Raw genomic sequence first — 16,748 nt, forward strand, 5'->3', positions numbered from 1 at the left:
GGACCAATCGGTCAGGTGTCTCCGCAACGGCCTTGCAAATGCTCAAGGCAGCGCAACCTTTCAGATATCCGCTCCCCGGAACCTTCAGGTCCTTGTGGAAAATTACCCGCTTGCGCCGCTGCGTCTTCCAGCCGCCGGACTGGCCCTGCTTTCTTTCTTCAACAGCGATGACAACACCGACAGCGCGACACCCACGCCCCCGGATCACGCGGATGACCAGATGGGCGCAACGGGGCTGACCATCGCCTTTCAGGTCTTTGACAGCACCATCCCCGGCCATACTGATTACGTCGACGCCAATGGCGAACCAATCGACCCGCCAACTGCCGATGTGACGCTTCGGGGGTTCTACCGGATCGTCAACTGACCCGCTGCCCGGCCCGCCGGACGCCCCTACCATTCCCCGCAGGAGGAACCTATCCTGCGCGGGCCGCCTTTGGTTCAGGTTGGTTGCTTCGCGGAGGCATGAATGGGTATTGGCAGTGATCTGATGCAGGGGCTGGGCCTCTCGGACCCGGTGATCCGGCTTGGCGTCACGGGCCTGTCGCGCGCGGGCAAGACGGTGTTCATCACCAGTCTCGTCGCCAATCTGATGGACCGGGGGCGCATGCACGCCCTGCGCGCCGCCGCTGATGGCAGCATCAAATCCGCCTGGCTTCAGCCTCAGCCCGACGACACCGTCCCGCGCTTTGACTATGAACGCCACCTTGCCGACCTGACCGGCCCCGACCCGCATTGGCCCGATGGCACCCGCCATGTCAGTCAGCTGCGCCTGTCACTGCGGGTTCAGCCGCAGGGCATGTTCGCCGGCCTTCGCGGCATGCAGACGTTGCATCTGGACATCGTTGATTATCCCGGTGAATGGCTGCTGGACCTGCGCCTGATGGAACGCGATTTTGCCGCATGGTCGGCCGAGACGCTGGACCGGATGCAGGGCCGCCCCGGCGCGGATGCCTATATGGCCGTGCTGGCGGATCTGCCTGCCAATGCCGCCTTCGATGAACCCACTGCGCAGCGCCTGGCCCAAAGCTATACTGAACATCTGCGCATCGCACGCGAGGCAGGCTGGTCCGATTGCACGCCGGGGCGGTTCCTGCTGCCCGGCGAGATGGCCGGCTCGCCCGCGCTGACCTTTGCGCCGCTGCCCGATAGCCAGCGCGACAGCAAGCTGTACCGAGAGTTCCGCCGCCGCTTCGATGCCTATAAGTCGCGCGTGGTACGGCCGTTCTTTCGCGACCATTTCGCCAGGATCGACCGCCAGGTGGTGCTGGCCGATGTGCTGGGCGCGATCCATGCCGGCCCGCAGGCGGTCGAGGATATGCGCCGCGCGATGGCAGATATCCTGACCGCATTCCGCCCCGGCCGTGCGGGCTGGCTGGCGCAGCTTCTGGGCACGCGCCGGGTGGAACGCATTTTGTTCGCCGCCACGAAGGCCGACCATCTGAACCATGTCCAGCACCCGCGCCTGACCAATATCCTTACCGCCATGCTGCGCGAGGCCCGCGACCGCGCCGATTTTTCCGGCGCCCGGACCGAGGCGATGTCGATTGCTGCCCTGCGCACCACCACCGAGGATGTGATCCATCAGGATGGCGAGGATCTGCCCGCCGTCCGTGGCACGCTGATGGATGGGCGGCAGGCGGCCTTTTATCCTGGCGAGTTGCCCGCCGATCCCGCCGTGCTGCTGCATCCGGCGCGTGACGGCGCGACCGAATGGCTGAACGCGGATTATGCCATCATGAACTTTGCCCCGGCGGCGGGTACGGCGCGACCGGGTGACGGCCCTCCGCATATCCGGCTGGACCGCGCCGCCGAATTTCTGATCGGGGACCGGCTATGACCGACGACACATCCAAGAAACGCGGCCCGGTGCTGATCGAACTGGGGGATCAGCCCGCCCGGCCCGCACGTCCCGACCCGCGCCCCTTCGCCGGCGACGAAGAACCCGAGACCCGGCCGCGCCCCAGCCCCGACCGCCAGACCGAGGCCCGGACCGAGCCGCGCGACAGCGCCCCCAGCCCCGCCGATGCCCCGCCCATCGACGCCCCGCCCGACACCCTGCCCCGCCCCCGCACGATGGAGATGGTGACGCGACTGGTCGGCGGGCGGCCGTCCGCGCTGACCCGGTTCTTCATCAACAGCGCGGCGGCGCTGCTGACCTTTCTGCTGTCGATCTCGGCGCTTGGCTTCATCAACCGGCTGATGAACGCCTATCCGCTGTTGGGCTGGCTGGGCGTAGCACTGTTCGCGGCCTTTACGCTGGCGGCGCTGCTGGTGGCCTTTCGCGAATACCGGGCCTGGGCGCGGTTTGCCCGGATCGACGCGATCCACCGGCAGGCAGGGACGGCGCTTGCCAATGGCGACCTGATCGCGGCACGCAAGGTCGCAGGGCATCTGCAATCGCTTTATGCCAGACGGCCGGAACTGGACTGGGGCCGCCAGAATCTGAAGGATCGCGAATCCGAGGCGATGGATGCCGAAACCCTGCTGGCCATGGCGGAAACCAACCTGCTGGCGCCGCTGGATCAGCAGGCGCGCCGGGAAATCGAGGCCGCCGCCCGCACCGTCGCCGCCGCCACGGCGCTGATCCCGCTGGCGCTGGCCGATGTCATGGCGGCGCTGGCCGCCAATCTGCGCATGATCCGACGCATGGCCGAGATCTATGGCGGCCGTGCGGGGGCCGTCGGCGGCTGGCGGCTGGCCCGCACGGTCATGACCCATCTGGTCGCCACCGGCGCGGTGGCTGCGGGCGATGACCTGATCCACACCGTCGCGGGTGGCGGCGTGCTGGCCAAGGTCAGCCGCCGCTTTGGCGAGGGCGTGGTGAACGGCGCGCTGACCGCCCGTGTCGGCATCGCCGCGATGGAGGTCTGCCGCCCCCTGCCCTTCATTCATCAACCCCGGCCCAAGGTCGGTAATCTGGTCACGCGCGGCCTGCGTGGGCTTTTCGGCACGGACGAGACCCCACCGCCAAAACAGCCAGGGACATGACACCATCGCCACGCATCACCATTTGCGTCGCCGGGTTGGAAGATCTGGATGCCGCCGTGGCGTTCCATGTCAGAATCGGGCGCGAAACCCATCGCCAGATGGCCCCGCCCGGTCGCCTTTGACGCGCTGCACAAGACGCGCCGCCGCCGCGGCCGGCAGGCCCGGCTGGCCGACCTGCGGTCAGACAACATCATCATGCGCTGGCCCCTGCCGGCCAATTTGGCGAAAGGACTGACATGAGTGACATCGACACCATGAACACCCGGCAAAAGGGCACGCTGCCCGATCATCTGGGCATCGAATGGGACAGCGCCGAACCTGGCCGCATTGCCGGGCATATGCAGGTGCTGCCGCATCTGCTGGCGCCAAACGGCTTTCTGCATGCGGCCTCGGTCATTGCGCTTGCCGATACGGCCTGCGGCTATGGCTGCCTGATGTCGCTGCCCGAAGGCGCCAAAAGCTTTACCACGATCGAACTGAAATCGAATTTCCTCGGCACCGCCCGCACGGGTGTCGTCGATACCGTCGCCACCGTCGCCCATAGTGGCCGCACCACCCAGTTGTGGGACGCCGAGGTGATCCACCGCGACAGCGGCAAGCGTATCGCGCTGTTCCGCTGCACCCAGATGATCCTTTACTGATCGGCCAGCCCTATTGCGCCAACGCCTCGACCGGGATGGTGATGGCGTGGCGCAAGCCGGCGGCGGCGGGGTTTGTTTCGATGCGACCGCGCAACTGGCCCTCGATGGTCAATTCCAGCAACTGCGACCCGAAGCCGCCGCTTGCGCCATTGGAGGATACCGGCGCTGATGCAGGTGCGCTCAGCTCGTTCCAGTGCAGATGCAACTGACCGTCACGATGATGCCAATCCAGGTCCAGCCGCGCCTCGTCCTTGCCAAGGGCACCATATTTCGCCGAATTCGTGGCCAGTTCATGAAAGGCCAGGGCAAGGCTTGTTGCCGCCTGCCCGCCAAGCACGACAGCCGGCCCCTGAAACCGGACCCGACCCTGCTGGCCATCGGCAAGATAGGGCGCCAGCAAGGTCTTTAGCAACTGTTCCAGCCCCGAACCGCCACGGTCGGCCGGATCGGCCAGCATGCCCGGAACGATCAGCTGATGCGCGCGGGCCAGCGCATTCACCCGCGCCTCCAGATCGGCGGCCATGCCGCCCGCATCTTCATGGTGCCGGCTGCTGAGGCGTACCATGCTGGACACGATGGTGAACAGGTTCTTGATCCGGTGGTTCAGCTCGGTGCTGATCAGCGCCCGCTCGGCCATGCTGTTGCGCAGGGCCAGTTCGGTCTCGATGATCGCGGCCAGGTCGCGCAGGGCGGCAAGCTGCGCCTCGGTCCAGTCACGCGGGCTGGTGTCGATCGCACAAAGCGAGCCGATGACCTGCCCGCCCGGCGCATGGATCGGTGTGCCCAGATAGGCGATCACGCCCAACCCGGCGACCGCGCCATTTTCTGACAGCAGCGGATGGGCCCGCGCGTCGCCAACCGCCAGTGGTGAATCCGAGGTCACGACATATTGGCAGAAGGAACTGCTTAGCGGCGTGCCCTCGATCCGGGCATCAGCGCCGGTCAGCCCGGTTTTCGCCTTGAAGAACTGCCGTCGCCCGTCGACCAGCGAGAACAGCCCCACCGGCACGCCCGTCACCTGCGACGCCAGCCGGACAACGCGGTCGAATGCCTGTTCCGGCAGGCTGTCCATCAGCCCCGTGGCACGCAGCGCGTCCAGCCGCGCGGGGTCGACAAGCCCGATGGTATGACCCACGGGGGTGCCAGACGGAAAAGGCGGAATGGTGGTCAAGGAAACGGCCCCGAACAATTGCACGAGGCAAGACGATAGAGAAAAATCCGGCGCGATCCCAGCCCCTTGCTGCCGGTCTGGCGGAACCACCGGATCGGGGGCCAAGCGGGCGCGCGGCAGAGGGTCTGACCGCGCCCTATTCGCCGGCCTGAACCTGATCGCTGCCCATCTGCTGATCGGTCGCCTCGTCCACCGGCGCGACGGGTGCCGTTGCCTCGGCCGGCGCGGCATCCGCTGCCGGGTTCTCGGTCCTCAGCCGGTCATCCTGCCATTCGCCTGACGCCACCTGCCCGGTGGCATAGCGCAGAACGCCCTGTCCCTGCCGCTTTCCAGCAACGAAATTTCCGGTATAGCTGTCGCCATTGGCGTAAGTCGCCACACCCTCACCGTCGATCTGGCCCTCGCGCCAGCCACCCTCATAGGTGAAACCGTCCGGCGATGTCAGCCGGCCCTTGCCGTCGCGAAGTCCGTCCACGAACCCGCCGGTATAGACAGTGCCATCGGGATAGGTCGCCTGCCCCTCGCCCTGGCGTTTGCCGTCCTGCCAAGCGCCCGTATAGACATAGCCGTTGGGATAGGTGATCCGGCCCTGCCCCTCATAGCGGGCATTCACCAAGCCGCCCTCATAGACCATACCATTGGCATAGCTGGCCTTGCCTTCGCCTGTGATCAGCCCGTCTTTCCAGGCGCCTTCATAGGTCGAACCATCGGCATAGGTGATCTTGCCCGTGCCGTTTGGCAGATCCGCCGCCATCTGCCCGACATAGACCGAGCCATCGGCATAGGTCAGCGTGCCCTGCCCCTGCATCCGGCCAAGAACCCAACCGCCGGTATAGACATAGCCGCTGGTGCCGTTGAACGTGCCGGTGCCGTGGCGCTGATCGTCCTGAAACTGGCCGTCATAGACATCACCATTGGCATAGGTCTCGATCCCCTGACCATGGCGCTTGCCGCCGACCATCTGGCCTTCATAGACATAACCGGTGCCTTCCTGCGTCAGCCGCCCCGTGCCCGACATCTGCCCCGCAGACCAGATGCCATCATAGACGGTGCCATCCTGCATGGTCAGCTTGCCACGACCGGCGCGCTGACCAGCCAGCATGCCGCCCTCATAAACCGAGCCATCGGGATATGTGATGCGACCCTGCCCTTCCTTGGCACCGCTGACCCAATCGCCATCATAGCGAAAGCCATTGGGCTGGTTCAGCGCACCCTTGCCCTGATGCAGCCCCTTCACGAATTGCCCGGTATAGCTGCTGCCATTGGCGTATTTGGCAACGCCCTCGCCGGTGATGTCACCGGCCTGCCAGTCGCCCTCATAGGTCGAACCATCGGCATAGGTGATCTTGCCCTTGCCGTCAGGCAACCCCTTGGCAAAGCGCCCCTCATAGACCGAACCGTTGGGGTAATGCGCGATGCCCTGCCCCATGATCTCGCCATCGACCCAGTCGCCCTCGTATTTGTAACCCGAAGGCAACGTATAGCTGCCGCGCCCGTGCTGGCGGCCATTGCGGAAAGTGCCCTCGTATATGGCGCCATCCTCGTATTGCCGCGTCACCACATCCTGCGCCTGCGCCGCGCTGCCGAATGTGCCCGCGCCCGCACCAGCCAACGCGATCAGCAGCACCAGCCCGCCCATGCCTGCCTTCATTCCGCCCGCCTTCCATTCTGGCCAAGGTTCTTGATGATCGGCCCATGGTGTAGCGCAGCCGGGCGGCTGGCGCAAAGGCCGACTTTCCCTTTCCCCGCCCTTCGCCTATCACGGGGCCGAGAGGTTGATGAGGCTGACATGACCGACCGTTTCCGCCTGACACTGGGCCAGTTGAATGCAACCGTCGGCGATCTGGCCGGCAATGCGCAAAAGGCGCGCGAGGCCTGGGCCGAGGCCAAAGCCGCAGGCGCAGACATGCTGGCTTTGCCCGAAATGTTCATTACCGGCTATCAGACACAGGATCTGGTGATCAAACCCGCCTTTGTTGAAGACGCCATGGCGGCGGTGCATGAATTGGGCACTTCGCTGACGGATGGCCCGGCCATCGGCATCGGCGGCCCCTATATCCAGGGCGACAAGCGTTATAACGCCTATTACGTCTTTCAGCACGGCAAGCTTGTTGCGCGGGTGCTGAAGCATCACCTGCCATACAAACAGCTTTTCGACGAATTGCGCCTGTTCGACAGCGGCCCGGTCAGCGGCCCCTATCGCATCGGCCCGATCCGCATCGGATCGCCCATCTGCGAAGACAGCTGGTATCCCGACGTGGCCGAAACACTGGCCGAGACGGGGGCAGAGATCCTGCTGATCCCCAATGGCAGCCCCTATCACAGGAACAAGCTGGACCTGCGCATGGGCCATATGGTCGGCCGCTGCATCGAGACGGGCCTGCCACTGGTTTACCTGAACCTTGTCGGCGGTCAGGATGATCAGCTTTACGACGGCGCCAGCTTCGTGCTGAACCCCGGCGCAAAGAAGGTGGTGCAGCTTGCGCCCTTCGAGGAACGCGTGGTCCATGTCGACTTTACCCGAACCGAAGATGGCTGGCAGGCCGAGCCGGGCGTCATGGAAACCCAGCCCGATGAATGGGAACAGGATTACCACGCAATGATGCTGGGCCTGCGCGAATATCTGCGAAAATCCGGCTTCAAGCGGGTGCTGCTGGGCATGTCGGGCGGTGTGGATTCGGCACTGGTTGCAACCATAGCCGCCGACGCGATCGGCCCCGAAAACGTGCGCTGCGTCATGCTGCCATCGGAATATACGTCACAAGCCAGTCTGGACGATGCCGCCGATTGCGCAGGCAGGCTGGGCGTGCGGCTGGACACGGTGAAAATCGACGGGGCGCGCGATGCGGTGTCAGACGCGCTGGCGCATCTGCTGGAAGGAACGCAACCCGACATTACCGAGGAAAACATCCAGTCCCGCCTGCGCGGGGTGATGCTGATGGCGATCAGCAACAAATTCGGCGAGATGCTGCTGACCACCGGCAACAAGTCCGAGGTCGCGGTGGGTTACGCCACGATCTATGGCGACATGGCGGGCGGCTATAACCCGATCAAGGACCTGTACAAGACGCGGGTGTTCGAAACCTGCCGCTGGCGCAACGCCAATCACCGCGACTGGATGATGGGTCAGGCAGGCGAGGTGATCCCGCCCCAGATCATCAGCAAGCCGCCATCAGCAGAATTGCGCCCCGATCAGAAAGACAGCGACTCGCTGCCGCCCTATGACGTGCTCGACGCCATCCTTGAAGGGCTTGTGGAAAAGGATCTGGCTCGCAAGGATCTTGTTGCGCAGGGCTTTGATGCCGAGACCGTCCGCAAGGTGGAACGCCTTCTCTATATCAGCGAATGGAAACGCTATCAGGCGGCACCCGGCCCCCGCATCTCGACCAAGGCCTTCTGGCTGGACCGCCGCTATCCACTGGTCAACCGCTGGCGCGATGACAGCTGACAGCAGGGGGGCGCTGCCCCCGGCCCTGCGGGCCTCCCCCGGGATATTTGGATCAAAGCGAGGGATATTAGCGCTTTGTTAACCTGGAGCGCCTAAGGATTGATCTGCGGAACAGGCGGGGACGCCGATGACCGTGACCGAAGCAGGCGCCCTGTCTTTGCCATGAAAGGCAGGGCGTTCTTCTGTCCTGCTTTGGTCTGGAAATATCCCACGGGGGTCCGGGGGTGTGAAACCCCCGGCTTGCGGCCTGCGGGTCCACCGGTCTAGCGTCAGCTGATGTTGCGTTATGTCATCCGCCGTCTGCTTGTTCTGGCGATCAGCCTTCTGGTCGCCTCGGTTTTGATCTTTTCGGTGGTCGAGATGGTGCCTGGCGATCCCGCCAGTTTCATGCTGGGCACCGGTGCGCAGCCCGAAACTGTGGCCGCGCTGCGACAGCAGATGGGTTTGGACCTGGCCCTGCCCGTTCGATATGCGCGTTGGATCGGCGCCGCGCTGCACGGCGATTTCGGACAGAGCTTTACCTACAAGACCCCTATCTCGGGGATGATCATGGACCGGATGCAGGTGTCGCTGCCCCTGGCCTTGATGGCACTGGCGCTGTCGACCGCGATTGCCTTTCCGGTCGGGATTTACGCCGCATCTCGCCGCGGACGGGCAGGTGATGCGACCGTGATGGGGGTGACACAGCTTGGGATCGCCCTGCCGAATTTCTGGTTTGCGATGTTGCTGGTTCTGTTATTCGCCGTGCGGCTGCGCTGGTTGCCGGCTGGAGGTTTTGCGGGCTGGGCCGATCCGCTGGCGGCGCTGAAATCGCTGCTGTTGCCGGCCATCGCGCTGGCCCTGCCCCAGGCTGCGATTCTGGCGCGCGTGCTGCGCTCGGCGTTGATCGAGTCTCAGGATCAGGACTATATTCGCACGGCGCGGGCCAAGGGTTTGACCAGCGGGCAGGCCTTGCGACGCCATGCGATGCGCAATGCGCTGATCCCGGTGCTGACGATCATGGGCATGCAGTTTTCCTTTCTGCTGGCCGGCGCGATCATCATCGAGAATGTCTTTTACCTGCCGGGCCTTGGCCGGATGATCTTTCAGGCCATCACGCAGCGCGACCTGATCGTGGTGCAATCTGCCGTGCTGGTGCTGGTTTTCGCGGTGATCCTGGTCACCTTCCTTGTCGATCTGGCCTATGCAGCCGTGGACCCGAGGTTGCGCAGAAGATGAGATGGGGATTGATCCTGGGCACTGTGCTGGCCGGGGCGGCGTTGCTGGCCGCCGCCTTGTCGCTTGTCTGGACGCCCTATGACGTGACGGCGATGGCGATTTCCGACAAGCTGCAACCGCCAAGCGCCGCGCATTGGATGGGCACCGACCATTTCGGTCGCGACATCCTGTCGATGATCATGGTTGGCGCACGCACATCCATCGCCGTGGCGCTGGTGGCCGTTGGTATCGGCATGGGGTTGGGTGTGCCTTTGGGCCTGGTCGCTGCCGCCAATCGGGGCGGCTGGCTGGACGAGGTCGTCATGCGCGGCAATGACCTGATCTTTGCCTTCCCCAGCCTTGTCATCGCGATCCTGATCACGGCGGTGCTTGGCCCCTCTGCCGTCAACGCCATCATCGCCATCGGGATATTCAACATCCCCGTCTTTGCCCGCGTGACGCGCGGTGGCGCATTGCCGATCTGGACGCTGGACTATATCCGCGCCGCCGAGGTCGCTGGCAAGGGCGCGACGCGGATCAGCGTGGAACATATCCTGCCCAATACCGCCAATCTGCTGATCGTTCAGGGCACCATCCAGTTCAGCCTGGGCATATTGGCCGAGGCCGGGCTGTCCTATGTCGGCCTTGGCGCGCAGCCCCCCACGCCAAGCTGGGGCCGGATGCTGGCCGAAGCGCAGACGATGGTTACCATCGCGCCCCATGTCGCGCTGATCCCCGGCCTGTGTATCGTGCTGACCGTTCTGGGGCTGAATCTGCTGGGCGACGGATTGCGGGATGCGCTGGATCCCCGGCAAAGGGTAATGCGATGATCGAGACGCGCGCCCTGTCTCTGACCATCGGCGGCCGACCGATCCTGCGCGATGTGGATCTGCGGCTGGCACCCGGCACCATCACCGGACTGGTCGGAGAATCCGGGTCCGGCAAGTCGATGACCGCATTGGCGATCATGAGCCTGCTGCCACATCATGCGATGGCCTCGGGGCAGGTGCTGCTGGATGGGCAGAACCTGATGGACCTGCCGGAACAGCGGCTTTGCCGGATTCGCGGCAAACGCATCGGAATGATTTTCCAAGAACCGATGACGGCCCTGAACCCGTTGATGAATATAGGCGATCAGGTGGCCGAGACGCTGCTTGTCCACGGGGATATGTCGCGGGATGAGGCGCTGATCCAGGCGCGGAAACGGCTGGACCGCGTCGGATTGCCCGAGCCGCGCTTCCCGCTCACGCTTTATCCGCACGAATTGTCGGGCGGCCAACGTCAGCGTGTCGCCATCGCGCTGGCCATCGCATTGCGCCCCGATCTGCTGATCGCTGATGAGCCCACCACCGCGTTGGACGTCACGACGCAGGCGCGAATACTGGATCTGCTGCGCGAACTGGTGCGCGACGAGAACATGGCGCTGTTGCTGATCACGCATGATCTTGCGGTCGTGGCTGGCATCGCCGATCATGTGGCGGTGATGAAATCGGGCGAGGTGGTCGAGAAGGGCGAGACCGAGGCGCTGTTTCGCGCCCAGACCCATCCCTATACGCGCCAGCTTTTCGCGGCCTCGCGCCATGCGCCGGCGCAGGTGGCGGTCGCGACCGGTGACACACCGATCCTTCGGGTCGAGAATGCGATGCGCGAATATGCGCTGCCCCGGCGCTCGGCCTTTGCGCCCCGTCCGATCCTGCGCGCGGTGGACGGCGTCAGCCTGACGGTCGGCGATGGCGAAAGCGTGGGGTTGGTGGGCGAATCGGGCAGTGGCAAATCGACCTTGACGCGGGCGATTCTGGGCCTTGATCCGTTGCAGGGCGGGCGCATCCTGCTGGACGGGACCGAGGTTCAGGCCGGGCGGACCATGCCGGCATCGCTGCGCGCCAGGATGCAGGTTGTGTTTCAGGATCCGTTCGGCAGTTTCGATCCCCGCTGGCGGGTCCAGCGGCTTGTCGCCGAGCCGTTCCATCTGACCGGCAGGCCCGCGGATTGGCGCGACCGCGTGGCGCAGGCGCTGGAACAGGTTGGGCTGACCGCCGATGACGGGCAGAAATACATCCACGAATTCAGCGGCGGCCAGCGCCAGCGCATCGCCATCGCGCGCGCCCTGATCATTCGCCCGCGCCTGATCGTCCTGGACGAGGCTGTCAGCGCCCTGGATGTCCGTGTTCGCGCTCAGGTGCTGGACCTGCTGGCAGATCTGCGCCGCGATCACGGGCTGGCCTATCTGTTCATCAGCCATGATCTGTCGGTGGTGCGCGGCGTGACCAGCCGCGTCCTGGTGATGGAAAAGGGCCGGATCGTCGAGCAGGGACCAACCCTGCGGGTTCTGGACGCGCCCGAACATCCCTATACGCGGCAGCTTGTGGCCGCAGCACCCCGGATACCGGAAGGCTGGGCTGCCGGCTAGCCCCAAGTCCTCAGTGGTTGTAAAAGACGAAGGCCGAGGCGGTATCTGTCGCCACGCCCGAAATCCGACCGGCCCATATATCGCGCTTGGTGGCGTTGAAAGCCGCCGCATAGCCCGGATCATCGCCCGTCAGGTGTTCATAGAACCGTTCCATGATTGCCGCCGTCTGCCGGTCCGGGATCTGTTCCAGCGTGACCAGCGACCGCCGCGCGCCCGCCCGTGCAAGCGCCAGCGGCAGTCCCCTGACCGCGTCGATCGGCGTGTCGCGCCCGACACCGGATTCGCAGGATGACAGCACCACCAGTTCGGCATCCTGCAAGGCCCAGCCCATCAGCTCGGATGCATGGGCGATGCCGTCATTTTCCGGCGCGACCGGGGCGTCGGCGGCAGGCGCCGACAGCACGATCCCGGCATTCTGCAAGCTGAACGGCTGATCGTCGGTATCGCGAAAAAACCCGTGGGTCGCCAGGTGGATCAACTGCGCGCCGGCTGCGGTTTCGGCAAGGCGAGGCTCGGTCGCCTCGGCCCCTTGCAGGCGGGTGGTGATCGTGCCGGCGCTGCTGACCAGCCGGTCGATATCCTCGATTTCGGCCAGCGAACCGGACAGGTAATCAGGCGAATCCTCGTTGCGGTCATCGAAATAAAGCCCGCCCGCCAGCACGACCCGATCGCCCGCCGTCAGGTCCGAGGCGATGCCGGCCCGCGCATAGGCGCTGCGGCTGGTCAGCAGATAGATGTCATGGCTCTCGCCGAGACGCGCGCCACCGGCTCCTTGCGCAGCCGTCAGATCCATCTGGAACAACATCGCGTCCGGCGCCAGAAAGACGCGCCGCGCATCGCCCGCCTGTTCCGAAACCCAAAGCCCGAAATCGCGCCACAGATCGGCATAGACCTGATCGGCGGAACGGCGATCGAAATCCAGATCGGCAACCAGATGCAGCTGCACCGGGGCATCCGCCCGGAATACAGCCGCGTAAAGCTGCATTCTCTGGGCATCGCCGCTGCGGTCCGGGCCCTGCCAGTCACGCAACAGGATCATGTCGATCACGACATCGCCCTCGGTCACCGCTAACCCACCCGCATCGGTCACATCGACCGGATCCAGTGGCGCAGGCATCAGCGGCAGGCCCTCGGCCAGAAGCAGGGCGTTCAGCGCATCGCGTTGCTGGGTCAGCGCCGCGTCCAGCCCGGCAATCTGATCCGAGACCGGCTCGGCACGCACGCGTTCGCGAAACCGCGCGGCATCCAGCGCATAGGCGCGGGCGGCCTGGCGCAGCGCGGCATCGGGCGCGTTGCGCGCCACCTCGTCCAGCCTTTGATCCGACCCGTCCTCCAGCGTTTTCCAGCGATGGATCGCGCCGGCGAAATGGGCGGTGAAATCGGGCGCCTCGACTGCGTGCCGGGCCATCGTGATCAGCAGGTCATCGGCCAGCTTGCGCCCCGCAACGGCCGCATCATAGCTGCCGCTTAACGACTGGCGCCTGACCCAGTTGAACAGGTCCTGATCCAGCCCCGCCAAGGCCTCCGACGCCTCGACCGGCGAACGCGCGGCCAAAGCGCGTGCCGCCAGCAGCCGCGCCTCGAAGCTGAAGGGCTGGGTGGCGCCAAGGTTCTCGGTGGCAAAATCGCGCAGCCAGCCCGAGAACCGGATCGCGTCATCGGTCAACCCATCGCGCAGCAATGCCTGGGTTCCCACGGTCGCGGCACCCACGATCAGCTCCATCGGGGCGCCTGCGGCCAGCAGCGGATTCAGCGGCGGCAGCTTGACCTGCCCGCCATCGGCATAACTTGTCCGGGCGTCGATATAGGCAAGGTAATAACCGATCACCTCGGGGCCATAGGGCACGGGCTGCCCCGCTTGCCGCAGCTGAAACAACGCGGCAAATTCGCGCCGTGCCTCGTCCCACCGTTCCAGCTCGACCAGGTCCAGCGCAAGGTTAACCCACGAGGCATAGGTCAGCGGGTGATCTTCGCCCAGATTGGCAACCCGCCATTCATAAGCCTGCACATCCAGCGCCAGCGCCTGTGCCGGCAGGCGCAGCGCCCGCTTGATCGAGGCGGCATTGTTCACCACGCGCCAATGGGCATCGGTTTCTTGCAAATCCAACTGCTCGGAATAGCCGATGGCCATGGTCGCCGTGGTATCCGCCGATCCCAGCTCGCCCATCAGAAGCAGGGTTTGCGACAGCGCGTCATAGGCATCGACGACCGGCGGCGAGGGAAAGCCGTATTCATCGGACAGATCGTTCAGCGCCCATTGGTGCCGCGTGATCGCGGCGTCCAGATCGCCGGCATCGCGCAGGAACATCGCATAGTTGTGCCAGAACTGCCCCCGCCCGGCATGGCGCGCCCCGCGCATCACCGGACTGGCATCGCAGACCGAATACAGCGTGGCGGCCTGTTCCAGATAAGACGCCTGTGCAAACTGGTTGCTGGCCAATCCGCACAGATTGGCCAATTCATCGCCAAGACCGGCCGCCTCCAACTGGACCCGCGCCTTGTCCAGCCGCGCAAAGGCCTTTTCCGGTTGGCCCGTTTGCAGATAGGCATAGCCCAGATTGATCGACAGCACCCGTGCCGCATCAGGGTTCAGCGCCCGCCCGGCAAAGCGGTCGGCCAGCGCGACCAGTGCATCCTGCCCATCCGCATCGTCAGGGTTGTCCGGGTCGGACGCAAAGCCCTTGGCATAGGCGCTCAGCAGCAGCAGTTCCGTCGCCAGATCCTGCGGCAGCCGATCCAGCAGGCCGCCGATGGCGCCCAGATCAACCGCCGCGATTCGGGTCCAGTCGCCGGCATCCGACAAGGCGATGATTTCAGCGGCGACCGCAGCCGCCCCGTCATCCGAGGGCTGATGCAGAAACGCCTCGACGCTGGCCGGGGGGGCATCCGATGGCGCGGCCCAGCCCGGACCTGCCAGCGCCAGGGCAACGGCAAGCGCGCGCGCCAGCGCTGCCGTGCGCATCATGGGACCTCGATCTTGCCGACCAGCGGAACGTCGTCACTGGGGCTGACCGTATGACGCTCGATCATGCGATGGACCAGGGGGTCGCTGTCACCGCGATGCAAGGCGCGCAAGGCGACGGTGACCTCCGCATCCGTCTTTGTCCGGCGCAGGTTGTGGCGGACATAATCGTCCCAGGTCGCGATGTGATAGCTTTCCGACCAGATCTCGGGATGTTCCAGGTCGCGCAGCAACCGCCAGCCCCGCGCCCCGTCACGCAGCCGGATCACCCGGCGCTGCTGCATCAGGTGCAGGAAGGCGGGCACGTCGCGTTGGGCGATCTGATAGTCGATCATCACCTTGATCGGACCCGAGCGCCCGCGCAGATCCAGCGCCAGCGCAGGTTCGCGAAACCGGCCGGCAGGGTCCAGATCGGTTCCGCCGAACTCGGGCGCCTGAAAGCGCAGCCCCACGATCAGCCCAAGGATCAGGATCCCCCCTGCCGCGACAAAGGCGGTCCCGATGCCATACGCGCCGGCGACCACGCCCCAGACCCATGATCCCGCCGCCATGCCGCCGAAGGTCGCCGTCTGATACAGGGCCAGCGCGCGGGCCACGACCCAACGCGGCGTCGACAATTGCACGGTGACGTTGAACAGTGACAGCGCCAGCACCCACGATGCCCCCGCCGGCAGCATGGCCAGCGCGTGCAGCCAGACTGAATCCGTCAGTCCCAAAAGCAGCGTTGCCCCGGCAAAGCCCGCAAAGGCCAGCCGGATGACATGTTCATTATCCATCCGCGCGCGGATCCGCGGGTTCAGCAACGCCCCGCTGATCGCGCCCAGTCCGAAACATCCCAGCAAGCCCCCGAACAGGGTCGAGCCGCCGATCGGATGGGCCTTGGCGACCAGGGGCAGCAAGGCAAGCACCGACACCGCACCAAAGCCGAACATCGCTGCCCGGCCGATCACACGCATCAGGTTGGGCGACAGCGCGACATAGCGCAGCCCCGCCCCGACCGCGCCGACAAAGGGCTCGCGTCCATGGGTGACCTGCCGCGCCGGCGGCTTCCAGCGAAACAGCGCCCCCAGCAACGGGATATAGCTGAAGGCATTGACCGCGAATGCCGCCGCAGCGCCAAAGCCCGCGACGATCAGCCCGCCCGCCGCCGGCCCGACGCTGCGCATCAGGTTGAAACCGACCGAGTTCAGCGTGACCGCCGCCGGCAGATCCTCGCGCGGGACCAGATCGCCCATGCTGGCCTGCCAGGGCGGGTTGTACAGCGCCTGCCCCGATCCGATCAGGAAGGTAAAGGCCAGCAGTGACCACGGCGTCAGCCAGTCCTGCCACGCCGCCAGCGCCAGCAGCGCAGAAACCACCGCCATCAGGATCTGCGCCGTCAGCAGCAGGGTCTTGCGGTCGAACATGTCGGCCAGCGCGCCCGACATCAGCGCCAGCAACATGATCGGCAGCGTGTTCGACGCCGCAACCAGCGCAATCAGCGTGGTATTGTCGGTCAGCTGCGTCATCATCCAGGCCGCGCCGACCTGCTGCACCAGCCCGCCGAAATTCGAGATCAACGTTGCCGTCCATAACAGCCGGAAATCGGCATGGCGGAACGGCGCAAGGGCAGAGGGCTGGCTGGGCAAGGCAGATACCAAGGCGGCGGGGAATGATCTTGTCCGGCCAGACTAGGCGGATGCGCTGCGCGGGGCAATCCACCTGCGCCGGCCAAAACGCCGGCCAGGCGGGGCAGCAGCTAACGGCGAAGTGATCGCAGCATCGGCAAACGTGATCCGGTCTTGCCCGATGGCAACAGTTGACAGGATATTTCCCGGCCTTCCGGGGCAGAAGGCTTGACGGCATGTGGCCAGCCGGGGCTGATGATGGTCAGCCCGAATCGCGCCGGCTCTGCCGCCTGCGCAGTTCGATTCCTGGTATCCGCTGCT

General features: G+C 65.4%; 13 protein-coding genes. 9 read left to right on the top strand and 4 right to left on the bottom strand.

Translation table 11 applies throughout. The annotated features are described in order from the left end of the window. Positions 1 to 94 precede the first annotated feature (94 nt). From FNJ84_RS14085 to FNJ84_RS14100, 5 genes are all read left to right on the top strand, one after another. Positions 95 to 367 carry a hypothetical protein gene (locus FNJ84_RS14085; protein WP_143793839.1) on the top strand — a complete coding sequence of 91 codons (273 nt, stop codon included), beginning with the start codon at positions 95 to 97 and terminating at the stop codon, positions 365 to 367. Between the two features lie 102 nt (positions 368 to 469). Then, the gene (locus FNJ84_RS14090; protein WP_143793840.1) at positions 470 to 1,840 is read left to right on the top strand and encodes a YcjX family protein; all 1,371 of its coding nucleotides are present in this window, start codon (positions 470 to 472) and stop codon (positions 1,838 to 1,840) included. Next, positions 1,837 to 2,991: a YcjF family protein gene (locus FNJ84_RS14095; RefSeq protein ID WP_143793841.1), complete on the top strand. Its 1,155-nt coding sequence runs from the start codon at positions 1,837 to 1,839 to the stop codon at positions 2,989 to 2,991. The genes FNJ84_RS14090 and FNJ84_RS14095 overlap by 4 nt, the downstream gene beginning before the upstream one ends. Continuing rightward, on the top strand, positions 2,988 to 3,113 hold the full coding sequence (locus FNJ84_RS22400; protein ID WP_255471214.1) for a hypothetical protein: 126 nt from the start codon (positions 2,988 to 2,990) through the stop codon (positions 3,111 to 3,113). The genes FNJ84_RS14095 and FNJ84_RS22400 overlap by 4 nt, the downstream gene beginning before the upstream one ends. Before the next feature lie 114 nt (positions 3,114 to 3,227). Then, positions 3,228 to 3,632, top strand: coding sequence for a PaaI family thioesterase (locus FNJ84_RS14100; protein WP_143793842.1), 405 nt, complete (start codon positions 3,228 to 3,230; stop codon positions 3,630 to 3,632). A gap of 10 nt (positions 3,633 to 3,642) precedes the next feature. On the opposite strand, the gene FNJ84_RS14105 is transcribed toward FNJ84_RS14100, so the two are convergent. Together FNJ84_RS14105 and FNJ84_RS14110 are read right to left on the bottom strand one after the other, a co-directional pair. Further along, on the bottom strand, positions 3,643 to 4,767 hold the full coding sequence (locus FNJ84_RS14105; RefSeq protein WP_185968536.1) for a GAF domain-containing protein: 1,125 nt from the start codon (positions 4,765 to 4,767) through the stop codon (positions 3,643 to 3,645). A gap of 172 nt (positions 4,768 to 4,939) precedes the next feature. Beyond that, positions 4,940 to 6,442: a 2-isopropylmalate synthase gene (locus tag FNJ84_RS14110; RefSeq protein ID WP_370454603.1), complete on the bottom strand. Its 1,503-nt coding sequence runs from the start codon at positions 6,440 to 6,442 to the stop codon at positions 4,940 to 4,942. A 150-nt stretch (positions 6,443 to 6,592) separates the two neighbouring features. Here FNJ84_RS14110 and FNJ84_RS14115 point away from each other — a divergent pair, with 150 nt between their 5' ends. From FNJ84_RS14115 to FNJ84_RS14130, 4 genes are all read left to right on the top strand, one after another. Beyond that, positions 6,593 to 8,251 carry an NAD+ synthase gene (locus FNJ84_RS14115; RefSeq protein WP_143793845.1) on the top strand — a complete coding sequence of 553 codons (1,659 nt, stop codon included), beginning with the start codon at positions 6,593 to 6,595 and terminating at the stop codon, positions 8,249 to 8,251. 276 nt (positions 8,252 to 8,527) lie between these two features. Further along, positions 8,528 to 9,469, top strand: a complete 942-nt coding sequence (locus FNJ84_RS14120; protein WP_143793846.1) for an ABC transporter permease — start codon at positions 8,528 to 8,530, stop codon at positions 9,467 to 9,469. Next, positions 9,466 to 10,278: an ABC transporter permease gene (locus FNJ84_RS14125; protein WP_143793847.1), complete on the top strand. Its 813-nt coding sequence runs from the start codon at positions 9,466 to 9,468 to the stop codon at positions 10,276 to 10,278. Before FNJ84_RS14120 ends, FNJ84_RS14125 begins: the two co-directional genes overlap by 4 nt. Continuing rightward, entirely contained in the window at positions 10,275 to 11,858 is a 1,584-nt protein-coding gene (locus tag FNJ84_RS14130; RefSeq protein WP_143793848.1) for an ABC transporter ATP-binding protein, read from the top strand. The genes FNJ84_RS14125 and FNJ84_RS14130 overlap by 4 nt, the downstream gene beginning before the upstream one ends. A 10-nt stretch (positions 11,859 to 11,868) precedes the next feature. Here FNJ84_RS14130 and FNJ84_RS14135 read toward each other — a convergent pair whose 3' ends face one another. Continuing rightward, positions 11,869 to 14,823 (bottom strand): CHAT domain-containing tetratricopeptide repeat protein, encoded by a 2,955-nt coding sequence (locus FNJ84_RS14135; RefSeq protein WP_143793849.1) that lies wholly within the window; start codon positions 14,821 to 14,823, stop codon positions 11,869 to 11,871. Continuing rightward, positions 14,820 to 16,448: an MFS transporter gene (locus tag FNJ84_RS14140; protein WP_143793940.1), complete on the bottom strand. Its 1,629-nt coding sequence runs from the start codon at positions 16,446 to 16,448 to the stop codon at positions 14,820 to 14,822. The genes FNJ84_RS14135 and FNJ84_RS14140 overlap by 4 nt, the downstream gene beginning before the upstream one ends. Positions 16,449 to 16,748 lie beyond the last annotated feature (300 nt).

Source organism: Paracoccus sp. M683 (assembly GCF_007096355.1).
Lineage (GTDB): Bacteria > Pseudomonadota > Alphaproteobacteria > Rhodobacterales > Rhodobacteraceae > Paracoccus.

What these genes read in the sequence shown, in the direction of transcription:
- FNJ84_RS14125 (WP_143793847.1), top strand. Translation starts at nt 9,466, where the DNA reads ATGAGATGGGGATTGATCCTGGGCACTGTGCTGGCCGGGGCGGCGTTG.
- FNJ84_RS14115 (WP_143793845.1), top strand. Translation starts at nt 6,593, where the DNA reads ATGACCGACCGTTTCCGCCTGACACTGGGCCAGTTGAATGCAACCGTC.
- FNJ84_RS22400 (WP_255471214.1), top strand. Translation starts at nt 2,988, where the DNA reads ATGACACCATCGCCACGCATCACCATTTGCGTCGCCGGGTTGGAAGAT.
- FNJ84_RS14095 (WP_143793841.1), top strand. Translation starts at nt 1,837, where the DNA reads ATGACCGACGACACATCCAAGAAACGCGGCCCGGTGCTGATCGAACTG.
- FNJ84_RS14135 (WP_143793849.1), bottom strand. Translation starts at nt 14,823, where the DNA reads ATGATGCGCACGGCAGCGCTGGCGCGCGCGCTTGCCGTTGCCCTGGCG.
- FNJ84_RS14120 (WP_143793846.1), top strand. Translation starts at nt 8,528, where the DNA reads ATGTTGCGTTATGTCATCCGCCGTCTGCTTGTTCTGGCGATCAGCCTT.
- FNJ84_RS14130 (WP_143793848.1), top strand. Translation starts at nt 10,275, where the DNA reads ATGATCGAGACGCGCGCCCTGTCTCTGACCATCGGCGGCCGACCGATC.
- FNJ84_RS14110 (WP_370454603.1), bottom strand. Translation starts at nt 6,442, where the DNA reads ATGGGCGGGCTGGTGCTGCTGATCGCGTTGGCTGGTGCGGGCGCGGGC.
- FNJ84_RS14100 (WP_143793842.1), top strand. Translation starts at nt 3,228, where the DNA reads ATGAGTGACATCGACACCATGAACACCCGGCAAAAGGGCACGCTGCCC.
- FNJ84_RS14090 (WP_143793840.1), top strand. Translation starts at nt 470, where the DNA reads ATGGGTATTGGCAGTGATCTGATGCAGGGGCTGGGCCTCTCGGACCCG.